Raw genomic sequence first — 23,437 nt, 5'->3', positions numbered from 1 at the left:
GCGACCGTTGCCGGTCGCTTTTTTCGTGCCTGGGCGCAGAGCAAGGACGCGAGCGAAAGCCCGCGTCAGCGCAGGATCACCGGCGCGGTATCGGGCGGCAGATTATTGCGCTGCGGTTCTTCGCGCGGCGGCTCGTAACCTTCGCCACCCAATTGCAGGCTTAGCTGCCCGGCTACATCCTCACCCAATGCCTTCGATACCTCACGTACCACTCTTGGCCGGTTCAGCGAGACCCTGACGTCGCGGGCGTTGACCAGTCGGGTATCCTGCGCTTCACCCATCGCGGTAAATGCCGAGGTTATTTCAAAGGTCTTGGTATTGATCAGGCTGAAGTCTGCCACGAGGGTCAACGCCAGCACCGCCGAATAGCTATCGGTGTGCGCGAGTTCGTTCATGTCCTGAGTGAACTCGATGTCGGACACCGTACCGAACAGCACATAGTCGGCGCCCTTGAAATTGCCAGCCCTGATGCGCTTGATCACATCGTACACATCGCCCCTCGACGAGGCGGTGTGCGGCGTGCCCTGCACCAGCCGGAACAGGCCGGTGCGCAGCATTTCACCCTTGATGTCGCCGGTGAACCGGCGCAGTTCGCCTTGCTCGATGTAGCTGCTGGTCGCTTCGCTCTCGTTATAGTTCGAGGAGCCGCTGACGCTGTAATCGTCCTCATAGTGGTGGTCTTGCGCCGATACGCTGTGAATGTATTGTTCCACGCGTTGCTGATACGCCAAATCCATCACCGCAACTTTCGGTGCTGCCTGCACGCTGAGAGCGCAAGCCAGGGCCATCATGCCGATCCAAATGCGCATTGCTCAACGCTCCGTGGTTTTGCGAATCTCTTTTTCGTCCATCCACTCGGCCAGACCGCTTTCGACATCGATCAATTGCAGGCTGAATTTGTAGAAGACGTCCTTGTAATCGCTGCTGCGCTTGACGATCGAACTGATCGATCCTTCGATGCGGTATTTGGCGGCGATCATGTTCCCTGTCTTCGCCACGGTGCTTTTCTTGTAGAGGCCACTCTGATTCTGCAGCTTTAGCTGGTCAATCTGACTTTGCATTGCATTATTGTCGCTGGTGAAGCGGGCAACCCCGGTCTTCATCAGTTGCGTCTTGATGCTGTTGGTGATATCGCGGGTGTCGATGTACTCGCTGGTCTTGTTCTTCACATCGTAGACCTGAACCACCGGGCGGCCTCGCAGGACGCCGGATTGGGCCAGCGAGCGGGTCATCGATTCGGCAATCATTTGCAGATCGGTCGAGCCGAATTCATTGGTCACGGTTTCCACCGCCTTGGTGTCGCCGTAGGTGATGTAACGGCTCCCCAGGGTCGGCGAAGTATCGGCGCAACCGGAGGCCAGCAAGGCGATGACAGCGATGCAGGAAAAGCGTGCAAACATGGCAGTGCTCTCTGAAGCAGAAATGGGGTGGCGCCGTTAAGGTGTCTTCAGTTCAAGGCGGAAGTCCACGGCTTTTGGCGTTGGAGCGATGCCCTGGATGAAGCGATTCTGGGAGGCGTACAGGACCTGGCTTTTCCAGACTTCCTCCTCGGCGACCGGGAAACCTTCCGCACCAAGCCAGGCGAAGCGGTAATACAGCGTCTTGTTTTTCTCTGCGGAGTTGCTCAATTGCACGTCGACTAACATGAAGCCGTTTTCGCGGGCGACACGCATGGCCTCGACGACGATATATTTCTGCGGGCCCATGACCATGACTTTGCTTGCGGCGCTGCCAGGTGCGGGTACAGGTGGCTGCGGCGAGGCACAGCCGCTTGCCAGCAAAGCGATGGCGACGACCGCGATGAGTTTGAAATCCATGCAAAGACTCCGATTTTCAAGGGATGCAGGTGATTGACGTCATGTGTTTGCCGATTACGTGGGGCGTTGCTGAGACTTGACGCAGGCGCGGGTTGGCTGCCATTAAGGTGCCATTACTGCTTCGGCATGTCGATCCTCTCGGTGGTGGCGTTATCGGTTAGCACTTGCGCGGAGCCTACGTAAAATGTCTGCTCGGTGATAACCCGCAAATCAATTACCTGATGGCTTTGATCGACGCGTACCGTGAACGCGGCACCTTCGTAGTAAAACGGAAAACGCACACGGTGCAGACCTTTTTTCAGGCGTAGCCGGGTGACCAGGGTTTGGTCTGGCAGCGTGCGCCAGGTACGCGTGTCGGCTTCTTCAAAAGGGTCTTGAGCGGTGACGACCAGCGAAGCATGGGCTGGATCACTTTGATTTTTCTGCGCTTGACCGATGGCCGCCATGTTCGCCCGGAACATGGCACGAGCAATGATCTGAGGCATGTCATCGCGCAAGGTACGCATGGCCATGTCGGTTGTGCTGCTGATCATGGTCAGCGGATATGTGCGGCCATCGACGACAATCTTCGAAACGTCGCGCTTGATCACGTTCGGTAGCAATACCGGGAATGAGATGGGTGCGATGATCGTAAGGTTCTCGTTCACCCGCACCGGGATTGGCACTTTTACCGAGCTGCGTGTTGGCGCAAAACCGCTTTGCACCACGATCAGCACATCACTTTCGTCGCTGCCCGGTCCGGGCTTGTCCAGGTTGCGCAGCGCCTTTTCAAGCGCCGGCAGGTCGGGGCGCAGCTCGATAGCCTGACGGTAACCCGGCGCGGCGAGCGTGCGCTCACCCAGGGCTTCGTAGGTGAAACCTGCCAGATAATGGCTGAATGCACTCTGGTAGCCATTCCTCAGCTCGACCACTTGCGGGGCGTCAAGGATTGCCACTGGATAACCTTCAAGATCTTTGTAATGCAGGGTGATGCCCTGACGTTTGGCTTCTTCTTCAGCTTGCGAGTATTGCTGTTCTCGCTGGCGGGCGATGAGGGCTTCACGTTCATGGGTTTTGCGAATGTCGGCGCGGGCGCCGTCGAAATCATTGCTCGCCAGTTGGTTTAGAGCCATCTGAGTGGTCAACATGACCTTTTCGTAGTCGTAACCTTCATAGCGCAGCAGCTTGTCATTAACGAGCGTCGTGCCCATTTCATCGGCGAATCGAGCCAGCAACTTCATCGGCGCCGAAGGGATGGCGTCTTCGCGCTGAACAATTATCTGCTCAGCGGCCCGCCAAGCTGCCTGGCTTTGCGGCAGAGCATTGCCGGCGCTGAGAATGGCGCCGCGCTCCAGGTAATAGAGCAGATCCTTGTTTTCCCAAGGGTTGTTCAACTGCAGCAGGTACAGCGCTTCGTTGAGATTGCCCTCCGCTATCCGATCGATGGTCCGCTGCATTTCCTGATCGTAGTCACGATAGGCGGCGCAACCGCTCAATTGCAAAACGGCACTGATCAGCAGAAACAGCAAGCGTTGGCGCATGGAAACGAGTTCTTCCTTGAACGGCAGGGCAGGGGAGATGACGCAGTATAAGGGCGATTCGATCAGCGTCTGAAATTGCCATTGCATCAGTCTGAGATCACTTTGCAAGCGACAAAGCTTGAGTGAAACGTCTGCGAAGTGAACAATATGTAACTTCGCATTTCCATTTGAGACTCGTTCATGACTGCCTCGTCCCGATTGCTGGCCTGGCTGCTGTTCCCGTTGTTTGCCCTGAGCAGCCTGCCGCTGCTGGCCGATACCGTGGAAGGCGCGCCGCAGGCGTTGCACCTGCTCGATTACATCAGTGCGGATTACCCGCCAACGGTCGAGGCCGGGAAAGTCGTCGATGACGCCGAATATCGCGAGCAACTGGAATTCACCCAGGCGCTGCAAGGGTTGATTGCCGGCATGCCGGCCAAACCGGAAAAAGCCGCACTGGAACAGGGTGTCGGCGCTCTGCACGCTGCAATCAGCGCCAGGCAGGACGGTGCAGAGGTGGCGCGGCAGGCGCGGCAATTGGGTGCGCAACTGGCGGTGGCATACGAAGTCAGCCAGGCGCCGATCATCACCCCCGACCCGACTCGCGGCGCACCGCTGTATGCGCAGAACTGCTCGGTGTGCCACGGCGATAGCGGTGCCGGTGACGGCCCGGCCGCGCTCGGCATGTCTCCGGCGCCCGCGAATCTGCGCGATGCGGCGCGGATCGATCACCTGAGTCTGTACGCGATCTACAACACCCTCGGCCAGGGCGTCGAAGGTACCGATATGCCGGCGTTTGCCGATCAGCTCGACGATCGGCAGCGCTGGGATCTGGCGACCTACATCGCCGGTTTCAGTGCCGATGCTACGGCTGCAAAAGCCGACAAGACCTACAACATCGCCGACCTGGCCCGCCAGACCCCGGCCGAAGTGCAGGCCGCCGAAGGCCCGCAAGCTGCGGCGACGTTCCGTGCACAACGGGCGCAGCCGCCGCAGGTCAAACGTGGCCCGGCGCAGTTGCTCGACTACACCGCGGCGACGCTGGAAAAGAGTCTGGCGGCCTACCGCGCCGGTGAGCACGATCAGGCTTACGATCTGTCGGTGGCGGCTTATCTGGAAGGCTTCGAGCTGGTTGAAAGTTCGCTGGATAACGTCGATGCCAACGTACGCAAGGACACCGAAAAATCGCTGATGGCGTATCGGCAATCCTTGCAGGACGGTCTGTCGGTCGAACAGGCCGAGCAACGTCTGGACGCGGCCAGGGCCAAACTCCAGGAGTCGGCCGGTCTGTTGGGCAGCAGCGATGGCCTGAGCTGGTCGCTGAGCTACATCTCCGGGCTGCTGATTCTGCTGCGCGAAGGCCTGGAAGCGATTCTGGTGCTGGCGGCCATCCTCGCGTTCCTGCGCAATACCGGCCAGCAATCGGCGGTGCGCAGCGTCAACGTTGGCTGGGGGCTGGCATTGCTGGCCGGTCTGGGCACCTGGGCGCTGGCGGCGTACGTGATCGATGTCAGCGGTTCGCAGCGTGAATTGCTTGAGGGCGCGACGGCGCTCTTCGCCAGCGTCATGGTGTTGTGGCTCGGCGTGTGGATGCATGACCGTCGGCATGCGGCCGCGTGGCAGGATTACATCAAAAGCAGCCTGGTCGGCGGTGGCGGGCGTTTCGGCTTCGCAATTCTCGCGTTCTTCTCGGTGTATCGCGAGCTGTTCGAAGTGATCCTGTTCTACGAAACCCTGTGGTTGCAGGCCGGACCTGCCGGGCACAACGCGGTGCTGGCGGGCGGGGCGACGGCGCTGGTGCTGCTGGTCGGGCTGGCCTGGGTGATCCTGCGCGGTTCGGCGAAGCTGCCGTTGACGTTGTTCTTCAGCATCAACGCGGCGCTGCTGTGCGCGTTGTCGGTGGTATTTGCCGGGCATGGCGTAAAAGCCCTGCAAGAGGCCGGGATCTTCGGCACACGGCCGGTGGCGTTTTTCGACTTCGACTGGCTGGGTATTCACGCCGATGCCTATTCGTTGGCGGCGCAGGCAGTGGCGATTTTGGCGATTGTGGTGCTGTATGGGCGTAGCTGGATGGCTGAGAAACGCCGCGTCGCCGCTTAACAGGCATTCGCTGGCGCTCACTTCGCGAGCAGGCTCGCTCCCACAGGGTCGGTGTGTATCCTGTGGGGGCGAGCCTTTGTTTTTGGAGAAAGAAAATGCGTGTCTGGATCGATGCCGACGCCTGCCCGCGGGCGGCGAAGGATCTGGTGGTGAAGTTCGCCCTCAAGCGCCAGTTCGAAGTGGTGCTGGTGGCCGGGCAGCCACAAACCAAGCCGGGGCTGGCGATCGTCAAACTGATCGTGGTGCCGAGCGGGCCGGATGCGGCTGACGACTATCTGGTCGAGCATGCGGCGCCCGGTGAGCTGGTGATCTGCAGCGATATCCCGCTGGCCGACCGCTTGGTGAAGAAAGGCGTGGCAGCGCTGGATCCGCGCGGCAAGGAGTTCGATGCACAGAACATGGGCGAGCGCCTGGCGGTGCGCAACCTGTTCACCGACCTGCGTGAACAGGGCCAGCTCAGCGGCGGGCCGGCGCCGTTTGGCGAACGGGAGAAGCAGGCGTTTGCCAATGCTTTGGACCGGATTCTCACCCGTCTCACCCGCAAACCCTGAGCCCTACACAAGTCCCTGTGGGAGCGAGCCTGCTCGCGAAGACGGTGGGTCATTCAACACAGAGTTGCCTGATCCAGCGCTTTCGCGAGCAGGCTCGCTCCCACAGTCGGGTTTGCATGCAGGCAATGATCAGGCGTCGTTCTCGTGGGTCAGCTCGAGCACGCGGTCGACCAGTTTGTTGATGCCCGACGCCGCTTCACTGATGGTCTGCGCCAGCATGTAGGCGGGAGTTGTGACGAGTTTGCGCGCCTTGTCTTCGACGATATCGGTGACCGCGCACTCTTCGTGGGTCGCGCCCATTTTGCTCATCGCCGCGGCGGTATCGGCATCGTTACCGATGGTGCAGGTCACGCCGGGGCCGTAGATCTTCGCTGCCAGTGCCGGAGAAATGCAGATCAGCCCGACCGGTTTGCCGGCTTCGGCAAACGCCTCGGCCAGCGCCAGTACTTCAGGCTGTACGCTGCAGCCAGCGCCTTCGATGGCGAAGTTCGAGAGGTTTTTCGCCGCACCGAAACCGCCCGGCACGATCAGCGCGTCGAACGCCTCGACGTCGGCGTCGCGGATATCCTTGACGTTGCCCCGGGCAATGCGTGCCGATTCCACCAGCACATTGCGCGACTCGGGCATCTCCTCGCCGGTCAGGTGATTGATCACATGCAATTGCGCGATGTTCGGCGCGAAGCACTGCACCTGCGCGCCACGTTGATCGAGGCGCAGCAGGGTGATCACGCTTTCCTGGATTTCGGCGCCATCGTAAACGCCACTGCCGGACAGGATCACTGCAACTTTTTTGCTCATGGGCTTCTCTCCAGATTCATGGCGCTCAATGTCCTCTAAATCGCCGCGGGTTGCCATAGGGCACGGTCGGCGGCTCGCGGGGGCAGAGCGCTCTCTCAATGGATCGCAACGACGGCGGGGTGTTCATTATTTGCTGGGCGGCGCGGGGCGGCCGTCAGCGAATGGATTATTCGGCTGGCGTTTTCGGCTCGGCAGGATTCGTCGCTTCGGCCCTATGCAACTGCTCGGCCTCGGCGGCTTTGGCGATCTGCTCGTCCTGATAGATTTTCTTCGCCAGTTGCGCATTCTTGAAGCGACGACGCAGCCAAAGGCCCAGCCCGAGGATCAGCAAGGCGCCGAGCACCCACAGCTCGTACTTTTTGATACTGCCAAGCATGCCTTCGAGCACCGCACCGAAGTGATACGCCGCCGCTGCCAGTGCCGTGGCCCAGATCGCCGCACCAATGCCGTTGAGCAACAGATAACGTCCCGGCGGATAACCCGACAGGCCGATCGCCACCGGCATCACCGTGCGCAAGCCATAGACAAAGCGGAAACTCAGGACCCAGATGTCCGGATGCTTGCGGATGTGCTCCAGCGCGCGGTCGCCCATCAGCTGCCAGCGTGGTTTGCGCGCGAGCAATTTGCGCCCGTGCTTGCGGCCGAGGAAGTACCACAGCTGATCGCCGGCATAACTGCCGCAGAAGGCCACGACCACCACCAGGTTGATGTCCATGTATCCGCGGAACGCGAGGAAGCCTGCGAGCACCAGAATGGTTTCGCCTTCGAAGAACGTGCCGAGAAACAAGGCAAAGTAGCCAAAGTCATGCAGAAATTGTTGGAGCATTGTCTGGGTGCTGGCGAAATGAACGCGCAGCCTAACCCTTCGGACACATTCATGAAAGTGTCCAAATGTGTCTCGACGTGAACATTTCCTACGCTGACAATGGAATGCGGCTACGTGACACGGGGCACACATTACTGTCATCTGTTGGTCATAATGGCCGTCTATAACTGTCACGCTCGCCCGTTTTGCCCGGGCTCAGGAGTCCGCCGTGAGCTTTACCCCCGCCAATCGCCTGTTCCCAGCCACTCGTCTGCGTCGCAACCGACGTGATGATTTTTCGCGTCGGCTGGTACGGGAAAATGTGCTGACGGTCGATGACCTGATTCTGCCGGTGTTCGTGCTCGACGGGGAAAACCGTCGCGAAGCCGTGGCGTCGATGCCTGGCGTGGAGCGGCTGACGATCGACTTGCTGCTCGAAGAAGCGGCCAAGTGGGTGGAGCTGGGGATTCCGGCGCTGGCGCTGTTCCCGGTCACTCCACCGGAACTCAAATCCCTCGACGCTGCCGAAGCGTGGAGCCCTGAAGGCATTGCCCAGCGTGCTACCCGCGCGCTGCGTCAGCGTTTTCCGGAACTGGGCGTCATCACCGACGTGGCGCTGGATCCGTTCACCACCCACGGCCAGGACGGCATCCTCGACGAAGACGGCTACGTGCAGAACGACATCACTGTCGACGCACTGGTCCGCCAGGCGCTGTCTCATGCCGAAGCCGGTGCGCAAGTCGTAGCACCGTCGGACATGATGGACGGTCGCATTCAGGCCATTCGTGAAGCGCTGGAAATTGCCGGCCACGTCAACGTGCGGATCATGGCCTACTCGGCCAAGTACGCCAGCGCCTATTACGGCCCGTTCCGTGATGCGGTCGGCTCGGCCAGCAACCTCGGCAAAGCCAACAAGGCCTCCTACCAGATGGACCCGGCCAACAGCGACGAAGCGCTGCACGAAGTCGGTGCGGACCTGGCCGAAGGCGCGGACATGGTCATGGTCAAGCCCGGCATGCCGTACCTGGACATTCTTTTTCGGGTCAAAGATGCCTTCAAGGTGCCGACCTTCGTCTATCAGGTCAGTGGCGAGTACGCCATGCACATGGCCGCCATTCAGAATGGCTGGTTGAGCGAAGCGGTGATTCTTGAATCACTGACCGCCTTTAAACGTGCCGGCGCAGATGGCATCCTGACTTACTTTGCCGTTCGTGCCGCTCAATTGTTACGAGAGCAGAAATAGCCCTCCCAGGAACATGCGATGAATACCGAAGGACTCACTGAAGTTGCCGTAAAAGAAGCTCAACCGGTGGTCGAGCAGATCGCCGAGACCCCGCCGGAACTCGAGCCTGCGCCACCCGCGCCGGTCGCCGAACCCGCAGTGGCGGTGCCGGCGATCGCTATCCCCGGCCTGGATGACAGCAGCCTGTACATCCACCGCGAGCTCTCGCAACTGCAATTCAACATCCGCGTGCTCGAACAGGCGCTGGACGAGTCCTACCCATTGCTGGAGCGGCTGAAGTTCCTGCTGATCTTCTCCAGCAACCTCGACGAATTCTTCGAAATCCGCGTCGCCGGGCTGAAAAAGCAGATCACCTTCGCCCGTGAACAGGCCGGCGCTGACGGCTTGCAGCCGCATCAGGCGCTGGCGCGGATCAGCGAGCTGGTCCACGGTCACGTTGATCGTCAGTACGCGATCCTCAACGACATCCTCCTGCCGGAGCTGGAAAAGCACCAGGTGCGCTTCATCCGTCGGCGCAACTGGACGACCAAGCTCAAGACCTGGGTACGCCGCTATTTCCGCGACGAGATCGCGCCGATCATCACGCCGATCGGCCTCGACCCGACGCACCCGTTCCCGTTGCTGGTAAACAAGAGCCTGAACTTCATCGTCGAGCTCGAAGGCATCGACGCCTTTGGTCGTGACTCCGGTCTGGCGATCATCCCGGCGCCGCGTCTGCTGCCACGAATCATCAAGGTACCGGAAGAAGTCGGCGGCGCCGGCGACAACTATGTGTTCCTGTCGTCGATGATTCATGCGCACGCTGATGACCTGTTTCAGGGCATGAAGGTAAAAGGCTGCTACCAGTTCCGGCTGACCCGGAACGCCGACTTGGCGCTCGACTCCGAAGACGTCGAAGACCTGGCCCGCGCGCTGCGTGGCGAGTTGTTCTCGCGGCGCTACGGCGACGCGGTGCGTCTGGAAGTTGCCGACACTTGCCCGAAACACCTCTCGGACTACCTGCTCAAGCAGTTCAACCTGAGCGAGACCGAGCTGTATCAGGTCAACGGCCCGGTCAACCTGACGCGGCTGTTCAGCATCACCGGTCTGGATAGCCACCCGGAGCTGCAATACACGCCGTTCACCCCGCAGATCCCGAAACTGCTGCAGAACAGCGAAAACATTTTCAGTGTGGTCAGCAAGCAGGACATCCTCTTGCTGCACCCGTTCGAGTCGTTCACCCCCGTTGTCGACCTGCTGCGTCAGGCGGCAAAAGATCCGCATGTGCTGGCAGTGCGCCAGACGCTGTACCGCTCGGGCGCCAACTCGGAAATCGTCGATGCGCTGGTGGACGCCGCGCGGAACGGCAAGGAAGTCACGGCGGTCATCGAACTGCGTGCGCGGTTTGACGAAGAGTCCAACCTGCAACTGGCCAGCCGCCTGCAAGCGGCCGGTGCGGTGGTGATCTACGGCGTGGTCGGCTTCAAGACCCACGCCAAGATGATGCTGATCCTGCGTCGCGAGGCCGGCGAAATCGTGCGTTACGCCCACCTCGGTACCGGTAACTATCATGCCGGTAACGCCAAGCTCTACACCGACTACAGCCTGCTGACTTCCGACGACGCCTTGTGCGAAGACGTCGGCAAACTGTTCAGCCAGTTGATCGGCATGGGTAAAACCCTGCGCATGAAAAAGCTGCTGCATGCGCCGTTTACCCTGAAGAAAGGCATGCTCGACATGATCGCCCGCGAGACGCAATTTGCGCTCGACGGCAAACCGGCGCACATCATCGCCAAGTTCAACTCGCTGACCGATCCGAAGATCATCCGCGCGCTGTACAAGGCCAGCCAGTCGGGCGTGCGCATCGATCTGGTGGTACGCGGAATGTGCTGCCTGCGGCCGGGCATCGCCGGGGTTTCGCACAACATCCATGTGCGCTCGATCATCGGCCGATTCCTCGAACACACGCGGGTGTTCTACTTCCTCAATGGCGGCGACGAGCAGATGTTCCTCTCCAGCGCCGACTGGATGGAGCGCAACCTCGACAAGCGCGTCGAGACTTGCTTCCCGGTGGAAGGCAAAAAATTGCTGACCCGAGTCAAGAAAGAGCTGGAGCTGTACCTGACTGACAACACCCACAGCTGGAGCCTGCAGTCAGACGGCCGTTACATCCGCAACACGCCGACCGGCAACCAGAACCCGCGCAGTGCGCAGGCGACGTTGCTGGAGCGGTTGGGCAGTCCGATTTTGCCGGTGAGCAGTTGAGGCCTTGAAAATCAAAAGCCCCTCACCCTAGCCCTCTCCCAGAGGGAGAGGGGACTGACCGAGGTGTCTTTTCGAGCTACGCCGACCTGAAGCATCGAGTCGAACTCAGGTTCTGAACTGCACGCGGTCGGCTCCCTTTCCCCCTCTCCCCTTGGGGGAGAGGGCTGGGGTGAGGGGGATCGATCCAAAGCGCACCGCCAAAATCCAGCCGTGCAGCCAATAAAAAGGCGATCCCAACGGATCGCCTTTTTTGCACCTGCCCGCTAATCAGTGAACTGTCAGCACAATCCCCACCCGCGTCAGCCAGTCCGCCTCAAGCCCGAAATCCGCCTGGGTCAGCTGATTTTCATCCAGCCAGTTCTCCGGAAATTCCACCTCAAGGCTGTCGCCATTGGCATGCAGCACTACCTGCGGCATCGCCTGCGTGCCGCGAATATGGTGGAACAGGATGGCAAAGCGCAGCAGCACACACAGGCGAATCAGCTTGATGCCGTCATCGCCGAATTCGGCGAACTTATCCTTGGGAATATTGCGCCGGTGGCCACGTACCAGCAGGGCGAGCATTTGCTGGTCTTCGCGGGAGAACCCGGCGAGGTCGGAGTGCTCGATCAGGTAGGCGCCGTGCTTGTGGTAATGGTAGTGAGCGATATCGAGGCCGACTTCGTGGACTTTCGCCGCCCAGCCGAGCAGTTCGCGCCAGATGCCGTCATCCAGCTCCCAGTCTGCCGCGACCTGATCGAATGCGTGCAAGGCTTTGCGCTCGACCCGCGCCGCTTGTTCGAGGTCAACGTGGTAGCGCTCCATCAGCGAGGTCAGGGTGCGTTCGCGCACATCCTCGTGGTGATGGCGGCCGAGCAGGTCATAGAGCACGCCTTCACGCAGGGCGCCTTCGCAGTGATCCATGCGTTGCAGTTCGAGGGCGTCGAAGATTGCTTCGAGAATTGCCAGGCCGGCCGGGAAGATCGCGCGGCGGTCAGGTTTGATGCCTTCGAAATCGATCTTGTCGACATCGCCGAGCTTGAACAGCCGGCGCTTGAGCCAGGCCAGGCCTTCGGCGTTGACTTCACCGGTACCGTGGCCGCCGGCCTTAAGCGCCAGGCCGATGGCGCGGATGGTGCCCGAGGAGCCGATCGCTTCATCCCAGGTCAGGCGGTGCAGGGCGTGCTCGATGCTCATGATCTCCAGCCGCGCCGCGGTGTACGCCTGTGCGTAACGGGCCGGGGTGATCTTGCCGTCCTTGAAATAGCGCTGGGTGAAGCTCACGCAGCCCATCTGCAGGCTTTCGCGCAGCAGTGGCTCGAAACGCTGGCCAATGATGAATTCGGTACTGCCGCCGCCGATGTCGGCGACCAGACGTTTGCCCGGTGTGTCGGCGAGGGTGTGGGAAACGCCGAGGTAGATCAGACGTGCCTCTTCGCGGCCGGAGATGACTTCCACCGGGTGGCCGAGGATTTCTTCGGCGCGGTGGATGAATTCGATCCGGTTGCGTGCTTCGCGCAGGGCGTTGGTGCCGACGATGCGCACGGCGCCCAGCGGCATGCCGTTGATCAGTTGAGCGAAGCGCTTGAGGCAGTCGAGACCGCGCTGCATGGATTCTTCGTTGAGCTGGCGCGCGTCGTCGATGCCGGCGGCCAGTTGCACCTTTTCGCCGAGGCGCTCGAGGATGCGGATTTCGCCGTTCTGGGCCTTGGCCACGACCATATGAAAGCTGTTGGAGCCCAGGTCGATTGCGGCGATCAGGGACAGATTCTTGGCTTGGGATTGCGGCATGGTCAGGGGGTCTCGGTCGATAACCCTGCCATCGTGCCACGATCACACGCTGACGCCAACGCGCACGGTTCAAACCGTTGATCCCGCGCAGAAAAGCTTGAGACCGCGGCGCGACCATTCGCGAGCAGGCTCGCTCCCACAGGTGACCGCGTTCCAATGTGGGAGCGAGCCTGCTCGCGAAGGCGACAGCCCCGACGACGCGGAGCCTTCAGGCAGTCGCTTCGACGCTACCAATAAAGTTCGCCAGCTCCGCCGTCTGCGGGTTGGCAAACAACACCTTCGGATCGCCCACTTCATGCACTTTGCCGTGGTGCATGAACACCAGTTTGTCGCCGACTTCGCGGGCAAAGCGCATTTCGTGGGTGACCATGATCAGCGTCATGCCTTCTTTGGCCAGTTGCCGGACCACGGCGAGGACTTCGTTGACCAGTTCCGGGTCGAGCGCCGAGGTGATCTCGTCACACAACAGCACCTTCGGCGACATCGCCAAGGCCCGGGCGATCGCTACGCGCTGCTGCTGGCCGCCGGACAGCCGATCCGGGAATGCATCGAATTTCTCGCCCAGGCCGACTCGCTGGAGCATTTCGCGCGCCAGCTCGGCCGCTTTGGCCTTCGGCACTTTCTGCACCACCTGCGGCGCGAGCATGACGTTTTCGCCCACGGTCAGGTGCGGGAACAGGTTGAACTGCTGAAACACCATGCCGACTTTCTGCCGCAGGCTGCGCAGGTCGGCGCGGGCGGCGTCGAGGTATTCGCCGTCGACTTCGATCACGCCGTCATTGATCGACTCCAGACCATTGAGGGTGCGCAACAGGGTCGATTTGCCCGAGCCGCTGCGGCCGATGATTGCCACGACCTGGCCTTCCTCGACGCTGAGGTCGATGCCTTTGAGAACGTGGTGATCGCCGTAGTATTTATGCAGGGCGGAAATTCTAAGCAGAGGCATGCAGTCTCCTTTCCAGGTAGCGCGCACTGAGGGACAAGGGGTAGCAAAGGAGGAAGTAGCCGAGGGCGACGAGGCCGTAGACCATGAACGGTTCGAACGTGGCATTGGCGAGCATGCCGCCGGTCTTGGTCAATTCGGTAAAGCCGATGATCGAAGTCACTGCAGTGCCTTTGACCACCTGCACCGAGAAGCCCACGGTCGGCGCCACGGCGATGCGCAGCGCCTGCGGCAGGATCACGTAACGCAATTGCTCCAGCGGATTGAGCGCCAGGCTCGCCGAGGCTTCCCACTGGCCGTTGGGAATCGACTCGGCGCAACCGCGCCAGATCTCCGCCAGATAAGCGCTGGTAAACAAGGTCAGGGCAATCGCGGCGGCCATCCACGGCGAGATTTCGACCCCGGCCAGCGCCACGCCGAAAAACACCAGAAAAAGCTGCATCAACAGCGGCGTGCCCTGAAACAGCTCGATCCAGGTGCGGGCAATGCTGCTCGGCAGCGAGTTTTTCGAGATGCGCATGATCAGGATTAGCAACCCGACGATGCCGCCGCCAATGAACGCCACCAGCGACAGTGCCAGCGTCCATTGCAGGCCGGTAAGCAGGTTGCGCAGGATGTCCCAGAAAGTGAAGTCGCTCATGCCCGGCTCCTGCTGATATAGCGCCGGCCGATCCAGTTGAGCAATTGGCGGATCAGCAGCGCCATGCACAGGTAGATCAGGGTGGTCAGCGCATAGGTTTCAAAGGCGCGGAAGTTGCGCGACTGAATGAAGTTGGCGGCGAAGCTCAGCTCTTCGGTGGCAATCTGCGAACACACCGCCGAGCCGAGCATGACGATGATGATCTGGCTGCTCAGCGCCGGCCAGACCTTGCCCAGCGCCGGCAGCAGCACCACATGGCGGAACGCCTCGAAGCGACTCATCGCCAGCGCGGCAGCCGCTTCCAGTTGCCCGCGCGGAATTGCCTGAATGCCGGCACGGATGATCTCCGTCGAATAAGCGCCAAGGTTGATCACCATTGCCAGCACCGCCGCCTGCCACTCGGAAATCTGCACGCCGAGGGACGGCAGGCCGAAGAAAATGAAGAACAACTGCACCAGAAACGGCGTGTTGCGGATCAACTCGACGTAGACGCCGAAGATCGCCGCAAACGGGCGGATGTTCCACGCTCGCACCAGTGCGCCGACAATGCCGACGCCTACCCCGAGCAGCGCGCCGATGGCGGTCAACTCAAGAGTGAACAGCGCCCCGCGCAGCAGCAGGTCGGTGTTTTCCACCACCGGCAAGAAATCGAACTGATAAGCCATGAAAGTCTCCCGCGTCGTCGATCAGAGATCGGCCGGCAGCGGTTCTTTCAACCAGGTCTGCGCATTCTTTTCCAGCGCGCCGTCAGCCTTGGCGGTGGTCAGGATGTCGTTGACCTTGGCCAGCAACGCGGCTTCGTTCTTGTTCACGCCGACATACACCGGCGAATCCTTGAGCTTCACTTTCAGCGCCGGCACGCGTTTCGGGTTCTTCTCGCTGATCGCGACCATCACCACGTTGCCGCTGGCGATCAGGTCGACTTGCCCTGCGAGGTAGGCGGCGATGGTCGAGTTGTTGTCCTCGAAGCGCTTGATGGTCACGCCTTCGGGGGCGACTTTGCTCAGTTCGATGTCTTCGATGGCGCCACGGGTGACGCTGACGGTTTTGCCTTTGAGGTCGTCGAGGCTGCTGATCGCAGCGTCTGGCGGGCCGAACACGGCGAGGTAGAAGGGGGCGTAGGCGCGGGAGAAGTCGATGACTTTCTCGCGCTCGGGGTTCTTGCCGAGGCTGGAGATCACCAGATCGACCTTACCGGTGGTCAGGAACGGAATGCGGTTGGTGCTGTTGACCGGAGTCAGCTCAAGTTTGACCTTGAGCTGGTCGGCCAGCAGTTTCGCGGTGTCGATGTCCAGGCCACGGGGTTTCATGTCCGGGCCGACCGAACCGAACGGCGGGAAGTCCTGGGGCACCGCGACTTTCAGCGTGCCGCGTTTGACCACGTCGTCCAGACCGTCGGCGTGAGCGGGAGCCTGGCACAGCAGCAGGCCGGCAAACAGGGAAGCGAGGAGGGCGCTGTAACGCTGGGTCATGGACAATCTCCGGATCGGCGGGAAGTGATTTCTGCGATCAGACAGAGCATGGGCCGTGCCAAGACTGCGCTTTCATTGCGCCAGGCCGCGGTTTCAGCGGCTTCGTTCGGTCTTACTGGTCTGAACAGTCGGCAGGCTTTTCGCACCCCGATGGCGCATCGCTGGTGCGCACCGAACCCCGCTGGGGCACGACTTGCCGGGCCCGCCGAATAGCTTTACAACTAGCCGCACATTGACCCTGGCGCGTCCGAAAAACCATGAACTCGATTTCCCGTGCGGTACCCGAAGTGGCGCTGCAAGCGATCCGCAAACTGATCACCGAACAGGGCTTCAGCGCCGGCGATGCCTTGCCGTCACAACGGGATCTGGCCTTGCAACTGGGCGTCAGTCGCGCGTCGTTGCGTGAGGCGTTGTCCTCGCTGAGTGCGCTGGGCGTGGTCAGTATCCAGCCGGGCAAAGGGGTGTTCGTGCAGGCACCGATGGAACTGGCCAATGGCGACAGCGCACCGGGATGGGCCTTTGCGGCGCAGGCCTCGCCGCTGGATATCTTTCAGTTGCGCTATGCGCTGGAAGGATTTGCGGCAGGGTTGGCAGCGGTAACGCTGAGCACGTTCGACCTGGATGCACTCGAGGACAACGTCGCGGCGATGCGTGAGCAATTGCGCGCCGGCGATTTCGAAGCGGCGGCAAAACTCGACTTCGAATTTCATCGACGGATCCTGCTGGCCAGCGGCAATCAGGCGATGCTGAGCATCCTCACCGCCAGCGCCGAGATCTTTCTCGAAAGCCAGAAACTGCCGTTCATCCGCGCCGAGCGGGCCATGGAAACCTGGCAGGAACATCGCAAGATTCTCCGCGCCCTGGCCCGCCGCGCGTCGGCTGCGGCGCAAAAAGCCATGCAGGAACATGTGCGCAACGCGGCCCTGCGCACTGGAATCGCGTTTATCGCCCCCGCCGCCGGCTGACTTGAACCATACCCAAACTCAATCAGTCACCATAGCAAGACTCAATCAACTGCGGCTTCCTGAACACGGGAAGGGCGGCTATGATGGGCCACGTTTTTTTGCTTACAACCTGGAGAATTCCATGAGCAGCGATCTGATCAAACACGTTAGCGACGCTAGCTTCGAAGCCGACGTACTCAAGGCCGAAGGCGCTGTCCTGGTCGACTACTGGGCTGAATGGTGCGGCCCTTGCAAAATGATCGCACCGGTTCTGGACGAGATTGCCGAGACCTACAAAGGCAAGCTGACCGTCGCCAAACTGAACATCGACGAAAACCAGGAAACCCCGGCCAAGCACGGCGTGCGTGGTATCCCGACGCTGATGCTGTTCAAGAACGGCAACGTTGAAGCGACCAAGGTCGGCGCACTGTCGAAGTCGCAGCTGGCGGCTTTCCTCGACGCCAACATCTGAGCGTCACGGTAAATCGTTGAAAAAAAGCCCCGCAAATCGCGGGGCTTTTTGCGTATTCAGGGCTAGACGCTCCGAAACTCAGGTGGTACATTCGGCCCCGCACTGGTTTCTCCACTGCCCCCTGCTAGCCGTCGCCGACGCACTCCTTTTCGAATTAGTTCGCGATCCTGTCGCCTTCTCCGCGGCGCGGCCTCATTAAGCCAAAAGCTTAATTTCCCCCCTCCATAAATGATTACGTCATTCCTATATGAATCTGACTGAACTCAAGCAAAAGCCGATTACCGAACTGCTCGAATTAGCCGAACAGATGGGCATAGAAAATATGGCCCGTTCGCGCAAGCAGGACGTGATTTTCTCCCTGCTGAAAAAACACGCGAAAAGCGGCGAGGAAATTTCCGGTGATGGCGTGCTGGAGATTCTCCAGGACGGCTTCGGCTTCCTGCGCTCCGCAGACGCTTCCTACCTGGCCGGCCCGGACGATATCTACGTCTCGCCGAGCCAGATCCGCCGCTTCAACTTGCGCACCGGTGACACCATCGTTGGCAAGATCCGCCCTCCGAAGGAAGGCGAGCGGTATTTCGCACTGCTCAAGGTCGACACGATCAACTTCGATCGTCCGGAGAACGCGAAAAACAAGATTCTCTTCGAGAACCTGACCCCGCTGTTCCCGACCGTGCGCATGAAAATGGAAGCCGGCAATGGTTCCACCGAAGACCTGACCGGTCGGGTGATCGACCTGTGCGCGCCGATCGGCAAAGGCCAGCGTGGTCTGATCGTTGCGCCGCCGAAAGCCGGCAAGACGATCATGCTGCAGAACATCGCGGCGAACATCGCGCGCAACAACCCTGAAGTGCACCTGATCGTGCTGCTGATCGACGAACGTCCGGAAGAAGTGACCGAAATGCAGCGCACCGTGCGCGGCGAAGTGGTTGCCTCGACGTTTGACGAGCCGCCGACACGTCACGTCCAGGTTGCCGAAATGGTGATCGAGAAGGCCAAGCGCCTGGTCGAACACAAGAAAGACGTGGTGATCCTGCTCGACTCCATCACCCGTCTGGCCCGTGCCTACAACACCGTGATCCCGAGCTCCGGCAAGGTTCTGACCGGTGGTGTCGATGCCCACGCCCTGGAGAAACCGAAGCGTTTCTTCGGTGCCGCGCGGAACATCGAAGAAGGCGGCTCGCTGACCATTATCGCCACCGCGCTGGTTGAAACCGGCTCGAAGATGGACGAAGTGATCTACGAAGAGTTCAAGGGTACCGGCAACATGGAACTGCCGCTGGATCGCAAGATCGCCGAAAAGCGTGTGTTCCCGGCCATCAACATCAACCGCTCCGGCACCCGCCGTGAAGAGTTGCTGACCGCCGACGACGAACTGCAGCGCATGTGGATTCTGCGCAAGCTGCTGCACCCGATGGACGAAGTCGCTGCCATCGAATTCCTGGTCGACAAGCTGAAAACGACCAAGACCAACGACGAGTTCTTCTTGTCGATGAAGCGCAAGTAACACGCAAGCCGTTGAAAGGAGCGCTCCGTAAGGGGCGCTTTTTTTTGCCCGCGATTTATTTGTGTCTGGATTGAAGTTTGCCCGACTGATAACTTCGCGCCTTCAAGGGACTTTGTATCCAGAACAGGTAAGGTTTTCATGCACACGTTTGGCAATCGCCGTGATATCGACGGTTTACGCGCACTCGCGGTTCTTCCCGTCGTGCTGTTCCATTTCGGATTCAATACATTCAGCGGCGGCTTCGTCGGCGTCGACGTTTTTTTCGTCATCTCCGGTTTTCTGATCACCTCGATCCTGTTCCGTGAAATCAGTGCCCAGCGCTTCAGCTTCCTCGATTTCTGGGGGCGTCGCGCCCGACGTATCCTGCCGGCATTGACCGTGGTCGTGGTGGTGACGCTGGCGCTGGGCTGGTTGTTACTGACTGCCAAAGACCTGTCCGATCTGGGGCGGACGATCCGTTACCAGTCGCTGTTCATTTCCAACATCCTGTTCATGCGCGAGGACGGCTACTTCGAGCCGGCCTCCGATCTCAAACCCTTATTGCATACCTGGTCGCTGGCCGTCGAAGAGCAGTACTACATCTTCTTCCCGCTAATGATGGTGCTGTTGATGCGCTATGTCCGGCATTGGCGCTGGATGCTGTTCGCCGTGCTGCTGGTGTCGTTCGGGCTGAACATCGTCTACATCGAGCGTCGCCCGGAATTCGCCTTTTTCTCCCTGCCGACCCGCGCCTGGGAATTGCTCTGCGGCGCCATGCTCGCGGTGCTGCCGGCGGCCAAGCATGCGCCGCGGCTGTGGGTCCGGCAGGCGGTCGGCATGGCCGGGCTGGCCGCGGTGCTGCTGGCGGTCTTCACCTTTGACAAATCCACGGTGTTCCCGGGCTGGGCAGCCTTGCTGCCAGTACTCGGTACGACTGCCTTGATCTGGGCTGGCGCACGCGGTCCGACACTGGCCGGCCAGTTGTTGAGCCTGCGGCCGATGGTGTGGATCGGTCTGCTGTCGTACTCGTTGTATCTCTGGCACTGGCCGATTTACGTGTACGCCAACGCGATCTCAATCGATGGCATCCAGCCGCTTGAAGCGCTTGGCTGGATCGCCCTGGCCGTGGCGTTGGCGTGGCTGAGTCTGCGTTTTGTCGAGCTGCCGTTTCGCGAGAAACGTGTGTTTGCCAGCCGGAACTCGGTGCTGGTCGGTGGCCTGGTGTCCATCGCCGCGCTGGCGGTGGTTGGCTCGGCCATCCGTTCGGCCGACGGCGTGCCGCAACGTCTGAGCGGCAAGGCACTTGAGTATGCGCAGTCCCAGGAGTGGAACGCCGGGCAAATGAAGTGCATGCACATGAGCAAGGACAAGACCCTGGACAAGGCTTGTCGCGTGGGCGGTGATCAGCAGATCGCGCCGACGAAAATGTTCTGGGGCGACAGCCACGCCGCCGCGCTGCTGCCGGCCATCGAAGGCAATAGCCAGCGTGATGGCCAGCCGGTGTGGCTGTACAGCCTGACCGGATGCCCACCGATCATCGACGATGCCCTTCGTGCGCAGTGCAAGCAGTTCAACCAGCGCAACATGCAGCTGGTGCGTGATCTGGGCATCAAGGACGTGGTGCTGGCGGCGAACTGGAGTCTGTACGTCTACGGCCGTGAGGACGGCGACGGCGACAAGCAGTTCCTGCTCGATCCCTCACGCAATGTGGCGCAATCGGAGACACGCATGGCGGCGGCGATCAAGGCGCAAGTCAGCGAACTGCGTGAGGCGGGCGTGCAGGTCTGGTTGTTCAAGGAAGTGCCATTGCAGCACAAGAGTTACATCAGCCGCCTGACCAGCCTTGCGCGGGTTGGCCGCTCGGCCGAAGGCCTTGGTCGGCCGTTGGCTGAGCATCTGGCGCGGCAGCAGTTTTTCACCGGTCTGTTCGGCTCGATGAGCGCTGCCGATGCTGGAATTCATGTGATCGACCCGACGCCGCTGATGTGCAAGGACGGCCTGTGCATGATCGATGTCGACGGCCATTCGCAATACAAGGACGCCGATCATCTTTCCGACGCCGGCAGCGCCCGTTTGAGCCCGTTGTTTGCGCCGATGTTGCTGGGCACCAGCCGCCAATGATCGATGCCCGGCACTGACGGGCTGCTGTTTGCCCGTCAGAGCAGGTAGGATGTACGCCTATTTTGAGGGTGCCATCGTCAATGAAATTCAAGGATCTTCGGGATTTCGTGCAGCAGCTTGAGCAGCGCGGAGAGTTGAAACGCATCCAGATTCCCGTCTCGCCGGTGCTGGAGATGACTGAGGTGTGCGACCGCACGCTGCGGGCCAAGGGCCCGGCGCTGCTGTTCGAGAAACCCACCGGCTACGACATTCCGGTGCTCGGCAACCTGTTCGGCACCCCCGAGCGGGTGGCCATGGGCATGGGCGCCGAGTCGGTCAGCGAGCTGCGCGAGATCGGCAAGCTGCTGGCATTCCTCAAGGAGCCGGAGCCGCCAAAGGGCCTGAAGGACGCGTGGTCGAAACTGCCGATTTTCCGCAAGATCATTTCGATGGCGCCGAAAGTCGTCAAGGACGCGGTGTGCCAGGAAGTGGTCATCGAAGGTGACGATGTCGATCTGGCGATGCTGCCGGTACAGACCTGCTGGCCCGGTGACGTCGGCCCGCTGATCACCTGGGGTCTGACCGTCACCAAAGGCCCGAACAAGGAACGCCAGAACCTCGGTATCTACCGTCAGCAAGTGATCGGCCGCAACAAGGTGATCATGCGCTGGCTCAGCCACCGTGGCGGCGCTCTGGATTTCCGCGAATGGTGCGAGAAACATCCGGGCCAGCCGTTCCCGGTGTCCGTGGCCCTCGGTGCCGACCCGGCGACCATTCTCGGTGCGGTCACGCCGGTGCCGGACAGCCTCTCCGAATACGCCTTTGCCGGTCTGCTGCGCGGTAACCGCACCGAACTGGTCAAGTGCCGTGGCAACGACCTGCAAGTGCCGGCCACCGCCGAGATCATCCTCGAAGGCGTGATCCATCCGGGCGAAATGGCCGATGAAGGCCCGTACGGCGACCACACCGGTTACTACAACGAAGTCGACAGCTTCCCGGTGTTCACCGTCGAGCGCATCACCCACCGGATCAAGCCGATCTACCACAGCACCTACACCGGCCGGCCGCCGGATGAGCCGGCGATTCTCGGCGTGGCATTGAACGAAGTGTTCGTGCCGATCCTGCAGAAGCAGTTTCCGGAGATCACCGATTTCTACCTGCCGCCCGAAGGCTGCTCGTACCGCATGGCCATCGTGACCATGAAGAAGTCGTATCCGGGGCATGCCAAGCGCGTGATGCTCGGTGTCTGGTCGTTTTTGCGACAGTTCATGTACACCAAGTTCGTTATCGTCACCGACGACGATATCAACGCCCGTGACTGGAACGATGTGATCTGGGCCATCACCACGCGCATGGACCCCAAGCGCGACACGGTAATGATCGATAACACCCCGATCGACTATCTGGATTTCGCCTCGCCGATTTCCGGCCTGGGCTCGAAGATGGGCCTGGATGCCACCCACAAGTGGCCGGGCGAAACCACCCGCGAGTGGGGCCGCGTGATCGTCAAGGACGACGCCGTGACTCAACGGATCGATGCCATCTGGAATCAGTTAGGAATAGATTGATGCGTGTAACCCTGCAGCCTTCCGGAGCAGTGCTCGAGATACAGCCCGGTGAGCGGATTCTCGACGGCGCGCGGCGCCTGGGTTTTGATTGCCCGCAAAGCTGCCGCAACGGCAACTGTCACGTGTGTGCGGCGCTGCTGGTCGAAGGTCGCGTCGAGCAGAATGGCCAGGTCCATGATCATGGCGAGTTCTACACCTGCATCGCCGAGCCGCTGGAAGACTGCGTGCTGCTCTGGGATGGCGTCCTCGCGCTGGGTGAGCTGCCGGTGCGCAGCCTGTCGTGCCAAGTCATAGAGTGCCGCGAAGTCGGCGGCGACACCTGGCGTGTGCGTCTGCGCGCGCCGGCCGGCAAGCCACCGCGCTATCACGCCGGGCAATATCTGATGATCGAACGTGAGAACGGCGAGAAATCGGCGTTCTCCATGGCCTCTGCGCCGCACGGCGGGCGTGATCTGGAAATCCATGTGCTGGCGCGCGAAGCCAGTGCACTGAGCCTGATTGAGCAGCTGCAACGCAACCCGATGGTGCGCGTCGAGTTGCCGTTCGGCGACACCCATCTGGCCGAACTGCCTGACGGTCCGTTGGTACTGGTCGCCGCCGGTACCGGCATGGGCCAGATTCACAGCCTGATCGAACATTGCCGCGCCAACGGTTTCAAGCACCCGGTGCATCTGTATTGGGGTGTGCGCCGTCCGGAAGATTTCTACCAGATCGAACATTGGGACGAATGGTTGAAACTGCCCAACCTGTTCCTGCACAAGGTCGTCAGCGATCAGTGCGGCTGGGAAGGGCGCTGCGGCATGCTGCACGAAGCGGTGTGCGAAGACTTCGCCGATCTCAAGCCTTTGCACGTCTACGCCAGCGGTTCACCGGCCATGGTCTACGGCACCCTCGACGCGCTGGTCGAGGCGGGGATGGATGCCCATCAAATGCGCGCGGACGTATTTGCCTACGCACCGCGTTCCTGATATCCATATAACTTCGT

At 60.8% G+C, this 23,437-nt stretch carries 21 protein-coding genes; 10 read left to right on the top strand and 11 right to left on the bottom strand.

Annotated features, from left to right (window positions below; translation table 11 throughout):
• Positions 1 to 65 precede the first annotated feature (65 nt).
• The 4 genes from ACGSLL_RS07090 to ACGSLL_RS07075 form a co-directional block, all read right to left on the bottom strand.
• A complete protein-coding gene (locus ACGSLL_RS07090) occupies positions 66 to 809 on the bottom strand; it encodes a penicillin-binding protein activator LpoB (protein WP_394504413.1) in 744 nt (247 codons plus the stop codon).
• Positions 810 to 812: 3 nt separating this feature from the next.
• The gene (gene lpoB, locus ACGSLL_RS07085) at positions 813 to 1,400 is read right to left on the bottom strand and encodes a penicillin-binding protein activator LpoB (protein ID WP_394504411.1); all 588 of its coding nucleotides are present in this window, start codon (positions 1,398 to 1,400) and stop codon (positions 813 to 815) included.
• Positions 1,401 to 1,436: 36 nt separating this feature from the next.
• Positions 1,437 to 1,817 carry a YcfL family protein gene (locus tag ACGSLL_RS07080; RefSeq protein WP_394504409.1) on the bottom strand — a complete coding sequence of 127 codons (381 nt, stop codon included), beginning with the start codon at positions 1,815 to 1,817 and terminating at the stop codon, positions 1,437 to 1,439.
• A gap of 113 nt (positions 1,818 to 1,930) precedes the next feature.
• A complete protein-coding gene (locus ACGSLL_RS07075; protein WP_394505003.1) occupies positions 1,931 to 3,337 on the bottom strand; it encodes a COG3014 family protein in 1,407 nt (468 codons plus the stop codon).
• A gap of 180 nt (positions 3,338 to 3,517) precedes the next feature.
• On the opposite strand from ACGSLL_RS07075, the gene ACGSLL_RS07070 reads away from it, so the two are divergent.
• Both ACGSLL_RS07070 and ACGSLL_RS07065 read left to right on the top strand, forming a co-directional pair.
• The gene (locus ACGSLL_RS07070; RefSeq protein ID WP_394504407.1) at positions 3,518 to 5,416 is read left to right on the top strand and encodes an FTR1 family protein; all 1,899 of its coding nucleotides are present in this window, start codon (positions 3,518 to 3,520) and stop codon (positions 5,414 to 5,416) included.
• Between the two features lie 95 nt (positions 5,417 to 5,511).
• Positions 5,512 to 5,967 (top strand): YaiI/YqxD family protein, encoded by a 456-nt coding sequence (locus tag ACGSLL_RS07065; protein WP_394504405.1) that lies wholly within the window; start codon positions 5,512 to 5,514, stop codon positions 5,965 to 5,967.
• Between the two features lie 129 nt (positions 5,968 to 6,096).
• Here the strand turns inward: ACGSLL_RS07065 and elbB are convergent, their stop codons facing one another.
• Entirely contained in the window at positions 6,097 to 6,765 is a 669-nt protein-coding gene (gene elbB, locus ACGSLL_RS07060) for an isoprenoid biosynthesis glyoxalase ElbB (protein ID WP_394504403.1), read from the bottom strand.
• 166 nt (positions 6,766 to 6,931) lie between these two features.
• Positions 6,932 to 7,591: a DedA family protein gene (locus tag ACGSLL_RS07055; protein ID WP_394504401.1), complete on the bottom strand. Its 660-nt coding sequence runs from the start codon at positions 7,589 to 7,591 to the stop codon at positions 6,932 to 6,934.
• 208 nt (positions 7,592 to 7,799) lie between these two features.
• On the opposite strand from ACGSLL_RS07055, the gene hemB reads away from it, so the two are divergent.
• Complete coding sequence (gene hemB, locus ACGSLL_RS07050; RefSeq protein WP_394504399.1) at positions 7,800 to 8,813, top strand: porphobilinogen synthase; 1,014 nt, start codon at positions 7,800 to 7,802, stop codon at positions 8,811 to 8,813.
• 18 nt (positions 8,814 to 8,831) lie between these two features.
• Positions 8,832 to 11,057 (top strand): polyphosphate kinase 1, encoded by a 2,226-nt coding sequence (gene ppk1, locus ACGSLL_RS07045; protein ID WP_394504397.1) that lies wholly within the window; start codon positions 8,832 to 8,834, stop codon positions 11,055 to 11,057.
• 267 nt (positions 11,058 to 11,324) lie between these two features.
• Here the strand turns inward: ppk1 and ppx are convergent, their stop codons facing one another.
• From ppx to ACGSLL_RS07020, 5 genes are all read right to left on the bottom strand, one after another.
• Positions 11,325 to 12,827, bottom strand: a complete 1,503-nt coding sequence (gene ppx, locus ACGSLL_RS07040; RefSeq protein WP_208939308.1) for an exopolyphosphatase — start codon at positions 12,825 to 12,827, stop codon at positions 11,325 to 11,327.
• Between the two features lie 208 nt (positions 12,828 to 13,035).
• Positions 13,036 to 13,773: an amino acid ABC transporter ATP-binding protein gene (locus ACGSLL_RS07035; RefSeq protein ID WP_394504394.1), complete on the bottom strand. Its 738-nt coding sequence runs from the start codon at positions 13,771 to 13,773 to the stop codon at positions 13,036 to 13,038.
• The gene (locus ACGSLL_RS07030; RefSeq protein WP_394504392.1) at positions 13,760 to 14,410 is read right to left on the bottom strand and encodes an amino acid ABC transporter permease; all 651 of its coding nucleotides are present in this window, start codon (positions 14,408 to 14,410) and stop codon (positions 13,760 to 13,762) included. Before ACGSLL_RS07030 ends, ACGSLL_RS07035 begins: the two co-directional genes overlap by 14 nt.
• Entirely contained in the window at positions 14,407 to 15,075 is a 669-nt protein-coding gene (locus tag ACGSLL_RS07025) for an amino acid ABC transporter permease (RefSeq protein WP_394504390.1), read from the bottom strand. The genes ACGSLL_RS07030 and ACGSLL_RS07025 overlap by 4 nt, the downstream gene beginning before the upstream one ends.
• A gap of 21 nt (positions 15,076 to 15,096) precedes the next feature.
• The gene (locus ACGSLL_RS07020; RefSeq protein ID WP_394504388.1) at positions 15,097 to 15,882 is read right to left on the bottom strand and encodes a transporter substrate-binding domain-containing protein; all 786 of its coding nucleotides are present in this window, start codon (positions 15,880 to 15,882) and stop codon (positions 15,097 to 15,099) included.
• A 257-nt stretch (positions 15,883 to 16,139) separates the two neighbouring features.
• Here ACGSLL_RS07020 and ACGSLL_RS07015 point away from each other — a divergent pair, with 257 nt between their 5' ends.
• The 6 genes from ACGSLL_RS07015 (at position 16,140) to ACGSLL_RS06990 (ending at position 23,420) form a co-directional block, all read left to right on the top strand.
• Positions 16,140 to 16,847, top strand: a complete 708-nt coding sequence (locus tag ACGSLL_RS07015) for a FadR/GntR family transcriptional regulator (protein ID WP_394504386.1) — start codon at positions 16,140 to 16,142, stop codon at positions 16,845 to 16,847.
• Between the two features lie 121 nt (positions 16,848 to 16,968).
• Positions 16,969 to 17,298 (top strand): thioredoxin TrxA, encoded by a 330-nt coding sequence (gene trxA / locus ACGSLL_RS07010; RefSeq protein ID WP_003206727.1) that lies wholly within the window; start codon positions 16,969 to 16,971, stop codon positions 17,296 to 17,298.
• A 247-nt stretch (positions 17,299 to 17,545) separates the two neighbouring features.
• Positions 17,546 to 18,805, top strand: coding sequence for a transcription termination factor Rho (gene rho, locus ACGSLL_RS07005; protein WP_003229334.1), 1,260 nt, complete (start codon positions 17,546 to 17,548; stop codon positions 18,803 to 18,805).
• A 138-nt stretch (positions 18,806 to 18,943) separates the two neighbouring features.
• A complete protein-coding gene (locus tag ACGSLL_RS07000; RefSeq protein ID WP_394504382.1) occupies positions 18,944 to 20,905 on the top strand; it encodes an acyltransferase family protein in 1,962 nt (653 codons plus the stop codon).
• Between the two features lie 80 nt (positions 20,906 to 20,985).
• Positions 20,986 to 22,452 carry a 4-hydroxy-3-polyprenylbenzoate decarboxylase gene (gene ubiD, locus ACGSLL_RS06995; protein WP_008081413.1) on the top strand — a complete coding sequence of 489 codons (1,467 nt, stop codon included), beginning with the start codon at positions 20,986 to 20,988 and terminating at the stop codon, positions 22,450 to 22,452.
• Complete coding sequence (locus tag ACGSLL_RS06990) at positions 22,452 to 23,420, top strand: CDP-6-deoxy-delta-3,4-glucoseen reductase (RefSeq protein WP_093097221.1); 969 nt, start codon at positions 22,452 to 22,454, stop codon at positions 23,418 to 23,420. The genes ubiD and ACGSLL_RS06990 overlap by 1 nt, the downstream gene beginning before the upstream one ends.
• Positions 23,421 to 23,437: the final 17 nt, after the last annotated feature.

Origin of the sequence: Pseudomonas retamae, assembly GCF_043496865.1 — a bacterium.
In the GTDB taxonomy this organism is placed as follows: domain Bacteria; phylum Pseudomonadota; class Gammaproteobacteria; order Pseudomonadales; family Pseudomonadaceae; genus Aquipseudomonas; species Aquipseudomonas retamae.
Note: the sequence above shows the minus strand (reverse complement) of the source record. Positions and strands in the feature narration are given on the sequence as shown.